This window comes from Synechococcus sp. H55.7 (assembly GCF_047462395.1).
In the GTDB taxonomy this organism is placed as follows: Bacteria; Cyanobacteriota; Cyanobacteriia; order Thermostichales; family Thermostichaceae; genus Thermostichus.
Window position 1 is genome coordinate 43,159 of the sequence record NZ_JANSJD010000021.1, and the last position, 12,082, is coordinate 55,240.

Sequence of the window (12,082 nt, forward strand, 5' to 3'; positions counted from 1 at the left end):
CGCCGCTGAGGTCTGCCTGGCTGAGGTTGGCTCCAATCAGGCTGGTGTGGCTTAGATTGACCTGGCTCAGCCTTGCCCGAACTAAACTGGCCCCGCTTAAGTCGAGCCCCCTTAGATCTAGCCGGCTGAGGTTGCCCCCCCTCAGATCTGCCCAGCGAAAGTCCCGCTCCCCGGCTCGATATCTCTCTTCAGGGTTTCCAACTGGACGTAGGGGAACGGGATATCTTTTTGCTACTTGCACCAGTTGAGGGATGCCAGAGTTCAGTAGGGTTTTCCAAACCGCAAACTGCACTTCCCAATCCAGGGGTTGTAGCATTGTCTGTAGAAAAAGCTTTCTGCTTCTTTCGCCAAAACTTCCCATAGCTCCATTTCCGCTAACGAGATCCCCCCTTCTAGGAACTAACTGAACGGCTTCTGAACCACCGGCAACTCCCTCAGCTTCAGCCTGTCCACAGTCTCTTGTAGCCACGGCCCACCCCCTGTTGGCTAGCTTCGTCTCTATTTTTACCTTGACCCTGGAGAGAGCTCAAGTCAAACTTGAGGGGTTCTCTCCAGGAAGCCAGTCTTAATCGAGTCTTAAGATTGTCTAGAGCATTTCAAGCACGCCAGGCTTGAGAAGAGGAGTTCAAACCTGGAAAAGGGATCCCTTGTGCTAGACAATTGAATTGATGGTTATTTCAAACTCGATTAAGACGTTCTCTAGGCACTCCGCGCTGCCGGTGCGTTTGCGACTGCGTTGTGTAGCAGTAACAACATAACGAACCGTTTCAGCTACCCATGCCTCAGTCGGTCTGGGCCAGGGGATCCCGGCAACGCTCGCAGGCAGCAGGTAGATAAAGGGTGTCGCGGCGGCCAAACCACTCGTAGCGGTGATCCCGGATCTGGGCGTAGCCCCAGTCTCCCAAAAGCCTGAGGCCGGGGAGGTTGCGGTAGAGGGCCAGCCACAGGGATCCGCTGGGCAAGAGGGCGGCAATGTGTTCGACGGCGTCGGATCCCTGCCAGCGGCGCTCTGGCTGCTCCAGGTCGATCAGGATCATCCCCAGTTCCATCTGCTCGGGTGGGATCCCCCATTGGGCCAGGGTGGCCGTGTCTTGCATGGGGGCGTAGCGAAACTGCTGGCCGCGATCCAGTTGCTCTAAAAGCTTGACCCCATTGGCGCAAAGGTTGCACAGGCCGTCGTAGATGACCAGGTAGGGCATAGGGATCCTCAGGCAGGGGGCTGGGCCAAAATCCGGGCTTGGTAGTCGGCCTCAGAAAGCAGTTGCTGCGGCTGCCGATCCAGGAACAACCGGCCCAAGAGGTGATCGTATTCGTGCTGGAAGATGCGGGCCGGAAAGTCTCGCCAGACCACCTGCTGCCGCGATCCCGCAGGGGTGTAATACTCCACCTCCACCTCGCGGGCACGGGCCACCAGGCCGCGGCAGTTGGGCACGCTCAAGCAGCCCTCCCACCCCAACACCTGCTCGTCACTCAAGGCCAAGGGACGGGGGTTAATCATGACCAGGGGCTCCATCTGGGGTGCATCGGGATAGCGAGGGTTGGGACGGGAAGCCACGATGAGGATCTGGAGAGGGGATCCCACCTGAGGGGCGGCCAGACCCACCCCTTGCGCCTCTTTCAAAGTGGCGAGCATCTCTTCAATTAGGCTTTGCAAAGCCGGCGTCCCAAACTCGGCGACCGGCTCAGCCACCTGCGTCAGGATGGGATCCCCCAGTTGTCGCAGGCGCAAGGTCATAGCGTGCTCTCAGACCCCCTCTGCAGACTCTCCAGCATTTGCTAGCGATCTTTGCGGCTGGCTACCGTTTCCAAAGCCAGCTTGGAGCGCTTCAGCCCCTCAGGAATGGGGATGGGGTAGTGGCCGGTAAAGCAAGCCGAGCAAAAGGAATTGGGATCCCGACCTGTGGCGGCCAGCATGCCTTCCCAGCTCAAGTAGGCCAATGAGTCCACCCCGATTTTCTCGGCAATTTCTGCTACCGAATACTTGGCGGCAATGAGCTGGTCTTGGCTGTCGGTGTCAATGCCGTAGAAGCAGGGATGGGTAACGGGGGGGCTGGAGATGCGCATGTGGACCTCCGTAGCTCCTGCCTGGTGCAGGGCTTTGACGATCTTCTGGCTGGTGGTGCCCCGCACAATCGAGTCGTCTACAATCACAATCCGCTGCCCCCGCAGCACGTCTTCGAGGGGGTTGAGCTTCATGCGAATGCCCCGCTCCCGCATCGACTGGGTGGGCTGAATAAAGGTGCGGCCCACATAGCGGTTTTTAATCAGCCCTTCCGTGTAGGGGATCCCCAGTTGGCGGGCATAGCCAATGGCTGCCGGTGTGCCGGAGTCGGGCACCGAGATCACCCAGTCGGCCTCTGCCGGAGCTTCTTTGGCCAGTTGTTCTCCCAGCCGCACCCGGTAGGAGTAGAGGCTCTCCCCGTGCATGCAACTGTCGGGGCGGGCAAAGTAGATCATCTCAAAGATGCACAGTTTGGGGGTGGCCTCGGCCCAGCGCAGCGATTGCAGCCCTTGACGGTCAATCCACACCAGCTCCCCCGGCTCCACCTGGCGCAGATAATCCGCTCCAATGATATCCAAAGCACAGGTTTCCGAAGCCAACACGTAGTGCAGTGGCTGGGCTTCTGGGTGGTTGAGCGTGCCGTCGCTGCAGAGGATCCCCAGCCTCTGCGGTTGCAGCAGCTCCTGTCTGGCGGGGTTGCTGCTCAAAAGCCCCAACACCAGCGGACGCACGCCGTAGGGATCCCGCGCCCCAATCAGACCCTCTGGCGTGCCGATAACCAGACTGAAAGCCCCGCGGCAGCGGCGCAAAGCTTGACAGGTGGCTCCCACCCAGTCTTGACCTTGGTTCACTGCCTGGGCAATGGTGTGGGCAATACATTCCGAGTCGGTGCTACCGGTGAGGTGGCACTCGGCAGCTTCCAGTTCTCTGCGCAGCTCTTCGGCATTGACCAAGTTCCCATTGTGAGCCAAAGCCAGCGGCCCCAAGCGGGTTTCCACAATCACCGGCTGGGCGTTGGCCATGCGGCTGGATCCCGTAGTGGAGTAGCGGGTGTGGCCTACTGCCAGATCGCCGCTGAGCTGGCCTAAGTTCACCTCGTCAAACACTTGGGAAACCAGCCCCATTGCCTTGTGGACTCGGCAAAAGGCCCCCTCAAAGGTGGCAATCCCCGCCGATTCCTGGCCGCGGTGCTGCAGGGCAAACAGCCCAAAGTAGGTCAGCTTGGCCACCTCCTCGCCGGGGGCCAAAATGCCGAACACGCCGCAGGCCTCTTTGGGCCCTTCCTGAGCTGGCGATGGTTCTGCTTCCACCTTTGCTGCCATGGATCCCCTCTTGCTGTGGCACTTATCAGTCTAACCCGAGCGCTCTTGAGATCTCACCGCCAAGGCGGATCCCATGCGATTGGTGACACCCATAGTGTTTGCAAAAAATTGAGGCTCTATCTATAGTGTTAGGAGCACTTGCGAGACTCTGCTTTCGCGGTTGAGGGAGCAGGACGGTGCGGGTTTTTGAGTTGAACGCTGCCGAGACTCGGTTTTCCTAACAAACCCCCAAGCTCGTGTTGTGAGGAGCTAAAGCCCATGAAACAGCAGCCCCCTAGGTTCCGTCAGAGCTGGATGTTGGCAATCTCTGCGATGAAAGCCAGTGTAGCCGCTTTTGTGTCGTTGTCACTGGTGGCCTGCCAAGAAGATGGCCGCGAGCAACCCTCGGTTACCATTACTCCTGTGCCGGTAACGGTTGTGGCACCGACGCCCACGCCTTTTCTCGTCCCCAGTCCCCTCCCGACGCTCACTCCCGTCCCGACGCCTCTGCTCACCCCGACCCCCACTCCACTCTTGAATCCGTTCCCCAGTCCTTCCCCCACCGCATCCTTCTCGGCGGAGCCACCTTCGATTGCCGTGGTATCGCTGGCGGACGCGCGACAGACGGTTCCTTTTAATGTCTTGGTGGCCGTGACAACTCCTGCGGGTTTGGGAGCTGGCATCAGCTTCCGGGTGGAAATCCGGCGGAACCCTCTCACGCTGACGTTTGATTTCACCGCCGCTGCCGTCGGCTGTCAGGCCAACAGCAAAACCTGCATTGGCACCATCCCCATTACCATTCCCGCTTCTGCTCCCACCGGGGAGTATGAAGTGACGGCGATGGTGGCAGATACCCAAGGCCGCATCGCCTCCGCCAAGGCTCCTCTGCGGGTGTTGCCTGCGCCCAGCCCTTCCCCTTCACCAACGCCAGCCGGCACCCCCAATCCCTTTCCCTCGGTATCGCCTTCGCCTAGCCCCAGTCCTACTCCCAGCCCTTCGCCAACGCCGACGGCCAACCAAAGGAGCGCCCCAACTCCCTAGGGCAGCTCTTGAAGGACTTGCCTCAAGGTGGCGACCAAGCGTTCAATGTGGGTTTCCTCGATGATCAAAGGTGGGGAAAGGGCGATGGTATCACCTGTGGTGCGGATCAGCACGCCCCGTTCGTAGCAGCGTAAGAAAGCTTCAAAAGCCTGCGCTGTCGGTCGGCCAGGGATCCCTTCCAGTTCAATGGCCCCCACCAAGCCGAGGTTGCGCACATCGATGACATGGGGCAAGCCCCGCAGAGAATGGAGAGCTTCTTCCCAGAGGGGGGCGAGGCTGGCGGCCCGCTCCAACAAGCCTTCTTCTTGATACAGGTTCAGGGTGGCCAAGCCGGCGGCACTGGCAACCGGGTGGCCGGAGTAGGTATAGCCGTGGAAAAACTCGATGGGGCGATCCTAATCGGCTTGGGATACCTCTGGAAAGTTAGTATTTCCGCTCCTGAGGAAGAAAGCGGGTGATCACCACGGGACGATAGCTGATCTGGGGGGATCCCTCGCGAAAAGCGGCCAAGGTGTGCTGTAAAAACCGTTGATCATCCCGCTGGGGATAGTCTTCCCGCGCGTGGGAGCCGCGACTTTCCCGCCGTTCCAGAGCGCTGGCGAGGATCAAGGCCCCCACCGTCATGAGGTTGTCCAGCTCCAGGGCTTCGATGAGCTCGGTGTTCCACACGCTGCCCCGATCGTCCAGGCGCAAATCCTGCTCGTAACGCCGGCGGATCCGGTGCCATTTTTGGATCCCTTCTTGAAGAACCGATTCGCTGCGATAGACCCCACAATGCTCGGTCATGCAATCTTGAAACTGCCGCCGCACCTGATCAATGCGGCTTGCCCCGGATCGCTCCAGCAGCCTGGCGATCCGCTCGGCGGCCTGGTTGAGCAGGGATCCCTCGTCCAACTTCGGCAAGGCTCGCCCCCTGACGGCTTCTACCATAGCTGCCCCTGTGCGCCGCCCGAAGACCACGCACTCCAGAAGAGAGTTGCTGCCCAGCCGGTTGGCCCCATGCACCGAAACACAGGCCGTTTCACCGGCAGCAAACAGCCCTTCCACGCGGGTATGGGCATCCCGCAGCACCTGCCCATCCACCGTCACCGGGATCCCGCCCATGCAGTAGTGCACCGTCGGTCGCACCGGAATGGGATCCACAACCGCATCGATGCCCAGGTGGCGATGGGCCTCCTCCCAACAAAAGGGCAGCCGCATGTGAATGGTTTCTGCCCCCAGATGCCGCAGATCCAAATAGACAAAATCTTTTCCGTCGATCCCGCGTCCGGCCCGCACCTCCGTAACAATCGCCCGCGACGTGATATCCCGGGGGGCCAACTCCATCTGGCTGGGGGCATAGGCAGCCATAAAGCGCTCTCCTTTCCCGTTGATCAGATAAGCCCCCTCCCCGCGCACCGCCTCCGAGATCAACACCCCCACCGGATACAGGCCCGTGGGATGAAACTGCACAAACTCCATATCCTGCAGAGGCAGGCCGGCCCGCGCCACCATCGCCATGCCGTCGCCGGTCGAGGCAAAGTCGTTGGAGGTGGAGTTGTAGATGCGCCCATAGCCGCCCGTGGCCAACATGACTGCCTTGGCCCGCACCACCTCCAGCCGTCCGCTGGCCAGCTCCAGCATCACCACTCCCTTGACCTGGTTTTCTTCCAGAATGAGCTCCAGCACATACCATTCGCTGTAGAGCTTGACCCCAAAACGCTGGAGGTTGCTCACCAACTCGTGCAAAATGGCGTGCCCGGTTTTGTCGGCGGCATAACAGGTGCGCGGGTGGCTGTGTCCCCCAAAGGCCCGCTGGGCAATGCGGCCATCCGGCAGGCGGGAGAACAAAACCCCCAAGTGCTCCAGATCGATAATCACCTCAGGGGCTTCTCGGGCCAGAATCTCCACCGCATCCTGATCCGCCAGATAATCGGATCCCTTGACGGTATCGAAGGCATGGGCTTCCCAGGAATCTCGCGGATCGACATTTTGCAGGGCAGCGGCAATGCCCCCCTGCGCTGCTACCGAGTGGCTGCGAATCGGATGGGTTTTGGATACCAAGGCCAGGTCGAGGCCGGGATCCCGCCGCATGGCCTCCAAAGCCGCCCGGCAACCGGCCAGCCCCCCGCCAACGATGACAATGTCGTGCTCCAGCATGAATGGATGTGGGCAAACCCTCACAACGGAGAACCACCGCAGGCAAGATGGCGTCTTCCCATTATGCCTGCCCCCATGGCAGCGGCAACCGAACGTGGCTCATTCGCACCGGCAGTGCGGTTCCCGGCAATAGCCCTTTCTGGGGAACCCATCCAACAGGCTTGTCTGGATAGGATAGAAGCTGGAGCCTGCCCTTGATTTGGCTCTGAAGTTTGCTCTGGGCAACCGGTGCTCCTACGGTCAGCGCCTGGAAATACCGTTGACCTCAGCCCGGCAGGCAGCCCTAAACGGTTAACGTCAAGATTGAGTGCGGAGGATGGCTATGCGCATTGCTCAGATTGCCCCTTTGCATGAGAGCGTGCCCCCCAAGCTCTACGGCGGCACCGAGCGAGTGGTGTCCTGGCTAACCGAAGAGCTGGTGCGGCGCGGGCACGAGGTGACCCTATTTGCCAGCGGCGACTCCCAAACCCAAGCTCGCCTGATCCCTTTTCGGGAGCGGGCTTTGCGCTTGGATCCCACGGCCATCGACACGGTGGCGCCCCACATCCTGATGGTAGAGAAAGCCTTTCAGATGGCCGATGAGTTTGACATCATCCACGGCCACATTGACTACTACCCCTACGCCCTGGCCCGCCGCCATCCCCAAGTCTCTTTTTTGGCCACCCTGCACGGGCGGCTGGACATTCCGGAGCTGCAGCCGCTCTACACCGAGTTTCAGGACATCCCGGTGGTCTCCATCTCCAATGCCCAGCGGCGGCCCCTGCCCCAGGCGCGCTGGGTGGGGACAGTCTATCATGGTTTGCCCCTGAATCTGCACCGTTTCTATCCAGAAAAGGGAGATTACCTGGCTTTTCTGGGCCGGGTCTCGCCGGAGAAAGGGCTGGACACGGCCATTGAAATTGCCGCGCGGGCCGGGATGCCGCTGAAAGCTGCTATCAAGATTGACGCCGTGGATCGCCAGTACTATGAGTTAGAGATTAAGCCTTTGGCCAGCCGCCACCCCAATGTGGAGATCGTGGGGGAAATCACCGAGCAAGAGAAGAGCGAGTTCTTGGGCAAGGCCTATGCGGTGCTGTTTCCCATCCGCTGGCCGGAACCCTTTGGGCTGGTAATGATTGAAGCGATGGCCTGTGGCACGCCGGTGATTGCCACTCGCTTTGGCTCGGTGCCAGAAGTGATGGCCGACCGCCGCTCCGGCTTTATTGTGGACTCGGTGGAGGAGGCAGTGGAGGCAGTAGAAAAGGTGGGATCCCTTGACCGAGCTGGGGTGCGGCAGGTGTTTGAGGAGCGGTTTAGCGTTGAGAGGATGGTGTCGGAGTACGAGGCTCTTTACAACCAATTGGTGAACGAACGGCAGGAGCGCTCGAAGAAAGCCACCCCCGGCCTGTCAACCCTGCCTAGGTAAAGCCGGGGCTATCTGGGGGGCTACTGTTTTGCTCCTTTGGTTGGGTGGGAAGACGCAGATGGCCGAAGACATCATCCAGATTCAGGATCAGTACTACATCCGCGCCAGCGCTTCCATGGTGGAGGCGCGTCCCCATGTCCTCAAGCAGGACAACTGCTTTGCTATTTTTGACCGCTTGGGCAACATGCGCCCCCTAGGCATCCGGGATCACGGCCTGTTTCGCGACGATACCCGCTTCTTGTCACGGCTGGTCTTGGATTTGCAGGGGAAACAGTTTTTGCTGCTCAGCTCAGAGGTGCGGGAAGACAAGGATATTCTGGCGGTGGATCTGACCAACCCCGAGTTCACCACCTCGAAGGGGCAGTTTATCGGTCAAGATACTCTGCATGTTCTGCGGACTACTTTTTTGTGGAACAACGTGGCCTACGAGCGGATTCGCATCCACAACTACGGCTCGGAGCCGTTTCGGGTGCCGCTTACCCTGCGCTTTGAGGCCGATTTTGCCGATATGTTTGAGATTCGCGGCATCCGGCGGACAAAGCGGGGACAACTGCTGCCAGCCCAGGTGAGCTCAGAAGGGGTAACCTTGTGCTACCACGGCCTGGACGGGGTGGAGCGGCAAACCCGGATCTTGTTTTCTCCTGCGCCGGACGTGGTTTCGGAAAAGCTGGCGCAGTGGTGGGTGCCGCTGGCGCCGCAGGAGGAGCGGGACTTAGAGGTGAGGGTCGTCTGCAGCTATGGCGGCGAGGAGATCCCGCTCTTGAGCTACCAGGAGGCGCTGCAGGCGGAGCGGGAGCAGCGGGCCGTGTTGCGCTCTCTGGCCCACCGCATCGATACTGGCAACGCCCAGTTTAACGAGTGGCTCAACGCCTCGCGGGACGACCTGGTGATGATGCTGGCCCGCACCCCCTATGGGCTCTATCCCCACGCCGGGGTGCCTTGGTTTGCCACGGTCTTTGGCCGCGACGCGCTAATTACCGCCTTGGCCACCCTCTGGTGGTTCCCCGACTTGGCCCGGGGGGTGTTGCTGTACCTAGCAGCCCACCAGGCTCAGGAGGTGGATCCCAGCCGCGATGCTGAGCCGGGCAAGATCCTGCACGAGCAGCGCTACAGCGAGATGGCCAAGACGCGTGAGATCCCCTTTGGCAATTATTTCGGCAGCATCGACGCCACTCCTTTGTTTGTGGTGCTAGCAGGGCGCTATGTGCGCCGCAGTGGGGATCTCGAGCTGTTGCGGCAGTTGTGGCCGAATATCGAGGCAGCTCTCCACTGGATGGACACCTACGGGGATCCCGACGGCGACGGCTTTTTGGAGTATGCCGGTAAGGCGCGGCGGGGCCTGCGCAACCAGGGCTGGAAAGACTCGGAAGATGCCATCTTCTATGCCGACGGATCCCTGGCCGAGCCACCCATAGCCCTGTGCGAGGTGCAGGGCTACGCCTACGAGGCCAAGCTGTTGGCGGCGGAGATGGCGGAGCTGTTGGGGCGGCACGAGCAAGCAGCGCAACTGCGGCAGCAGGCCCAGAAACTGCAGCAGCGGTTTTGGGAGCAGTTTTGGTGCGAGGAGCTGGGCGGCTATGTCCTGGCTTTGGACGGGCGCAAGCAGCCCTGCCGCGTGCGCAGCTCCAACATGGGCCACTGCCTGTTTTCTGGGATCGCCCACCCGCAGCATGCCGAGCGCATCGCGCGGCAACTTTTGGAGCCGGCTTTTTTCAGCGGCTGGGGCATCCGCACGCTGGCAGAAGGGGAAGGGCGCTACAACCCCATGTCTTACCACAACGGCTCCATCTGGCCCCACGACAACGCCCTGATTGCAGCCGGACTCTCCCGCTATGGCCACAAGGCGGCGGCGGCCCAGGTGTTGACGGCCTTGTTCGATGCCAGCCAGTTTCTGGAGCTGCGGCGGCTGCCGGAGCTGTTCTGTGGCTTTCGCCGGCGCCAGCGGGAAGGCCCCACCCTCTACCCGGTGGCCTGTCTGCCCCAGTCCTGGGCGGCGGCCAGCGTGTTCCTGCTGCTGCAGGCCTGCCTAGGCCTGGAGATCGACGGGCTGGCCCAACAGGTGCGCCTCACCCAGCCCACCCTGCCCCTGTGGCTGCCCCATGTAACTCTTGAGAACATCCAGGTGGGGCGGGGATCCCTGGACATCGGTCTGTATCTCCAGGCAGGAGGGGTGGGGATCAACGTCCTCAGGAGCACGGGGGAGGTGGAGCTGACGCTGAGGTAGGCTACCGCTCCTGCAGCATGTCCTGGATGGAAAGCTGATCCAGGTTCCAGAGAGGGCCGAGGATGGGGCGGGGATCCACCCCTTGCAGGCGGTTGCGCAGGGCCGAGAGCACCAGGGGGTTGAAGGTGCCGATCTGGGGCAGTTGTTCCTGGATGATCACTTGAAAGCGGTCGTAGAGGGCCTTGCGCTTTTCAAAGTCCAGCTCCCGCACCCCCGCAATAAAGATGCGGTCGATCTCCCGCTCCCAATCGCTCACTTCCACCCCTTCGGCGGGATTGCCGGGCAGATCCCCCAGGTTAAACAGGTGCAGGCGGCCATCGCTGCGCCAGATGTTGGAGCCGTTGTTGGGCTCGGTGCCGCCGCCGCCAAAGCCCAGCAACAAGGTTTCCCAGTCGCGGCTGTCGGTGCGCTGCACCACCGTGTTGAAGGCAATGGGGGTGAAGTCAACGGTGATGCCGATCCGTGCCAGGTCGGCCTTGATCAGGGCGCCGGTGGCCTCCCGCTGGTTGTTGCCGGCGTTGGTGATGAGACTGAAGCGGACGCGGTTGCCGTCGGGATCCCGTAGGTGGCCTTCGGCGTCGTAGGTATAGCCGGCAGCCAAGAGCAGTTGCCGCGCCTTTTCGGGATCGTAGTCGTAGGTGGGCAGGCCCTCTGCCGGGCTGAGGTAAAAGGGGCTGGCGGGGGAGAAGACCGAGTGCTGGATCTCGCCCAGCCCCTGCAGGACGCTCTCGACGTAAAATTGCCGGTTCAGGGCGTGGGCCACCGCCCGGCGGAAGTTCAAATCGTTGAACCAGCGGCTTTTGACGGGATCCACAAAGGGCCGTCCGGTTTGGGGGTTGCGGGCCCGGCTGAGGTTGAAGGCAAAGAAATTGTTGTTGAGGGTGGGGCCGAGATTGTAAATCCTGAACTGATCCCGTTCTTCCTCCCGCTTCAGGAGCTGAAAATCTCTGCCTCGCACCGAAAACACGTCGGTCTCGCCGGAGCGAAACTGCAACAGGGCCGTATCTTCCGAGTCCACGATGCGCAGGATGACCCGCTCGATGCGCGGGATCCCTTCCCCTTTCCAGTAGTAGGGGTTGGGACGGTACACCAGCCGCTGTCCGGGGGTATATTCCTGCAAGATGTAGGGGCCGGCCCCCACCAATTCCTGCACCGGCGTGTCAACTCCCCAGGTCTGGAGAAAGAGGGGGTTGCCCTGGCCGTCCACCTGCTCCACAGTGGGCTGCAGAATGTGCTTGGGCAAGAGAGGGGACCCGGCCTGCAACAGGAAAGGGGCAAAGGGCTCCGGCAGGACAAACTCAACCCGCCGCTCGTCCAAGGCCCGCACCTGGGGCAGCGCCCCCGCCTCGCCGATGCGCAACACATCCCGCGCCGAGGTCGGGATCCGCTCGTCAAAGATGATGCGGTTGAAGGTAAAGTCCACATCTGCCGCTGTCAGGGGCTCCCCGTCCGACCAGCGCAGCCCCTCCCGCAAGGTGAAGACATAGCGCAAGCCGTCCTCAGACACTTCCCAGCCTTCCGCCAGCTCCGGCTTGGGCAGGAGGGTATCTTCATCGAGGGTGACCAGGCCCGCCTCCAGGTAAGCGATGGCGTCGCGGCTGGAGCTCTCGGTGGCCAGATAGGTGTTGAAGGTTTTGGGATCCGAGGTGACGGTGGCAATCAGGTGGGGCGGGCGAGCGGGGGCAGCACAGGCGCTAAGCCAGAGAAGGAGGATCCCTAGGAATAGGGGGGCAAAAAGGCTGCTCTTGAGCTGCTCTGTTGAGGTATTGCTTTGGCCTGCCATTTCCTTTGCTGAGTATCCGAGCAAGTTTGAGGAGGCCCGCCGGCGGCCCAAGCGCTCCGCGCCGCTCACGCGACCACCCCCGGCCCCTCTCCCGGCGGCCCTCACCCCCGACCCCTCTCCCGGCGGCCCTCACCCCCGGCCCCTCTCCCGGCGGCCCTCACCCCCGGCCCCTCTCCCAGAGGGAGAG

Annotated in this window: 9 protein-coding genes and 1 pseudogene; 3 read left to right on the plus strand and 7 right to left on the minus strand. The window is 61.5% G+C overall.

Annotated elements, in window-relative coordinates:
- Nucleotides 1–16 precede the first annotated feature (16 nt).
- The 4 genes and pseudogenes from NW851_RS10710 to purF all read right to left on the minus strand — a co-directional run.
- Nucleotides 17–361, minus strand: a pseudogene (locus NW851_RS10710) (pentapeptide repeat-containing protein); the annotation flags it as partial.
- A gap of 421 nt (nt 362–782) precedes the next feature.
- Nucleotides 783–1,199 carry a thiol-disulfide oxidoreductase DCC family protein gene (locus tag NW851_RS10715; RefSeq protein ID WP_414338407.1) on the minus strand — a complete coding sequence of 139 codons (417 nt, stop codon included), beginning with the start codon at nt 1,197–1,199 and terminating at the stop codon, nt 783–785.
- An 8-nt stretch (nt 1,200–1,207) separates the two neighbouring features.
- Nucleotides 1,208–1,735, minus strand: a complete 528-nt coding sequence (gene def / locus NW851_RS10720; protein WP_414338410.1) for a peptide deformylase — start codon at nt 1,733–1,735, stop codon at nt 1,208–1,210.
- Nucleotides 1,736–1,776: 41 nt separating this feature from the next.
- The gene (purF, locus tag NW851_RS10725) at nt 1,777–3,324 is read right to left on the minus strand and encodes an amidophosphoribosyltransferase (RefSeq protein ID WP_414338412.1); all 1,548 of its coding nucleotides are present in this window, start codon (nt 3,322–3,324) and stop codon (nt 1,777–1,779) included.
- 312 nt (nt 3,325–3,636) lie between these two features.
- Between purF and NW851_RS10730 the strand changes: the two genes are divergently transcribed.
- Nucleotides 3,637–4,344, plus strand: coding sequence for a hypothetical protein (locus NW851_RS10730; RefSeq protein WP_414338414.1), 708 nt, complete (start codon nt 3,637–3,639; stop codon nt 4,342–4,344).
- Here NW851_RS10730 and NW851_RS10735 read toward each other — a convergent pair.
- Together NW851_RS10735 and NW851_RS10740 are read right to left on the minus strand one after the other, a co-directional pair.
- Nucleotides 4,341–4,673: an aminotransferase class III-fold pyridoxal phosphate-dependent enzyme gene (locus tag NW851_RS10735; protein ID WP_414334662.1), complete on the minus strand. Its 333-nt coding sequence runs from the start codon at nt 4,671–4,673 to the stop codon at nt 4,341–4,343. The genes NW851_RS10730 and NW851_RS10735 overlap by 4 nt on opposite strands.
- Before the next feature lie 94 nt (nt 4,674–4,767).
- Complete coding sequence (locus NW851_RS10740) at nt 4,768–6,483, minus strand: succinate dehydrogenase/fumarate reductase flavoprotein subunit (RefSeq protein ID WP_414338417.1); 1,716 nt, start codon at nt 6,481–6,483, stop codon at nt 4,768–4,770.
- 322 nt (nt 6,484–6,805) lie between these two features.
- On the opposite strand from NW851_RS10740, the gene NW851_RS10745 reads away from it, so the two are divergent.
- Both NW851_RS10745 and NW851_RS10750 read left to right on the plus strand, forming a co-directional pair.
- Nucleotides 6,806–7,888, plus strand: coding sequence for a glycosyltransferase family 4 protein (locus tag NW851_RS10745; RefSeq protein WP_414334659.1), 1,083 nt, complete (start codon nt 6,806–6,808; stop codon nt 7,886–7,888).
- A 58-nt stretch (nt 7,889–7,946) separates the two neighbouring features.
- Complete coding sequence (locus NW851_RS10750; RefSeq protein ID WP_414338420.1) at nt 7,947–10,112, plus strand: glycogen debranching N-terminal domain-containing protein; 2,166 nt, start codon at nt 7,947–7,949, stop codon at nt 10,110–10,112.
- 1 nt (nt 10,113) lies between these two features.
- On the opposite strand, the gene NW851_RS10755 is transcribed toward NW851_RS10750, so the two are convergent.
- The gene (locus NW851_RS10755; RefSeq protein ID WP_414334655.1) at nt 10,114–11,895 is read right to left on the minus strand and encodes an ABC transporter substrate-binding protein; all 1,782 of its coding nucleotides are present in this window, start codon (nt 11,893–11,895) and stop codon (nt 10,114–10,116) included.
- Between the last annotated feature and the right edge of the window lie 187 nt (nt 11,896–12,082).

What these genes read in the sequence shown, in the direction of transcription:
- NW851_RS10740 (WP_414338417.1), bottom strand. Translation starts at nt 6,483, where the DNA reads ATGCTGGAGCACGACATTGTCATCGTTGGCGGGGGGCTGGCCGGTTGC.
- NW851_RS10730 (WP_414338414.1), top strand. Translation starts at nt 3,637, where the DNA reads ATGAAAGCCAGTGTAGCCGCTTTTGTGTCGTTGTCACTGGTGGCCTGC.
- NW851_RS10745 (WP_414334659.1), top strand. Translation starts at nt 6,806, where the DNA reads ATGCGCATTGCTCAGATTGCCCCTTTGCATGAGAGCGTGCCCCCCAAG.
- NW851_RS10755 (WP_414334655.1), bottom strand. Translation starts at nt 11,895, where the DNA reads ATGGCAGGCCAAAGCAATACCTCAACAGAGCAGCTCAAGAGCAGCCTT.
- NW851_RS10750 (WP_414338420.1), top strand. Translation starts at nt 7,947, where the DNA reads ATGGCCGAAGACATCATCCAGATTCAGGATCAGTACTACATCCGCGCC.
- NW851_RS10715 (WP_414338407.1), bottom strand. Translation starts at nt 1,199, where the DNA reads ATGCCCTACCTGGTCATCTACGACGGCCTGTGCAACCTTTGCGCCAAT.
- purF (WP_414338412.1), bottom strand. Translation starts at nt 3,324, where the DNA reads ATGGCAGCAAAGGTGGAAGCAGAACCATCGCCAGCTCAGGAAGGGCCC.
- def (WP_414338410.1), bottom strand. Translation starts at nt 1,735, where the DNA reads ATGACCTTGCGCCTGCGACAACTGGGGGATCCCATCCTGACGCAGGTG.